Raw genomic sequence first — 819 nt, 5'->3', positions numbered from 1 at the left:
GGGGTGGGGGTACTCGTAAAGCGCTTCCGTCTGGCCGCGACAGCCTGCCGCGCAGCAGACCTCATTTGTCGGACATAAGCGCTGAAATCCGCTTTTTCGCCCTTGCCCCTGGCACCTGCGTGGCTAGGATGCGCGCCGGCCAAAGGGAGAAAGAAATCATGATGCCATCGGCGCGTTTCGCCGACCTTGACGGCGCCTCGGTGCTGATCACCGGCGGCGGCTCCGGCATCGGCGCGGCGCTGACCGAAGGCTTCATGCGGCAAGGCGCCAAGGTCGCCTTCATCGATATCGCCGACAAGCCCAGCACGGTGCTCGCCGACCGCCTGGAAAAGGAGCTTGGCCGGCGTCCGCTCTACCTCAAGACCGATTTGCGCGACGTGGCGGCGTTGCGCACTGCTGTGGCCAAGGCCGCGGAAGCGCATGGCGATGTCACGGTGCTCGTCAACAACGCCGCGCTCGATGACCGTCATGAGGTCAAGGACGTCACCGTCGAGTTCTGGGACAACAATCTCGCTATCAACCTGCGGCCGCATTTCTTCACCGCCCAGGCGGTGGCGCCGGGTATGAAGCGCGCCGGCGGCGGCTCGATCATCAACTTCACCTCCACCTCCTATCTCATCAACCATCCGGACATGCCGGCCTACACCGCGGCCAAGGCCGGCATACTCGGCCTCACCAAGGGCCTTGCCGGCAAGCTCGGCGCCGACGGCATCCGCGTCAACGCGGTCGCGCCCGGCTGGGTGATCACCGAGCGCCAGAAGGAGCTCTGGGTTACCGAAGAGACGCTCGCCGCTCATGTCGCCAAGCAATGCATCAAGG

Annotated in this window: 1 protein-coding gene; it reads left to right on the top strand. The window is 65.1% G+C overall.

Annotated elements, in window-relative coordinates; genetic code table 11:
* Positions 1-158 precede the first annotated feature (158 nt).
* A partial coding sequence (locus tag EOA29_RS38490) for an SDR family oxidoreductase (protein WP_145970125.1) occupies positions 159-819 on the top strand: 661 nt, incomplete at its 3' end.

Origin of the sequence: Mesorhizobium sp. M1E.F.Ca.ET.063.01.1.1 (assembly GCF_003998155.1) — a bacterium.
Taxonomy (GTDB): domain Bacteria; phylum Pseudomonadota; class Alphaproteobacteria; order Rhizobiales; family Rhizobiaceae; genus Mesorhizobium.
Note: the sequence above shows the minus strand (reverse complement) of the source record. Positions and strands in the feature narration are given on the sequence as shown.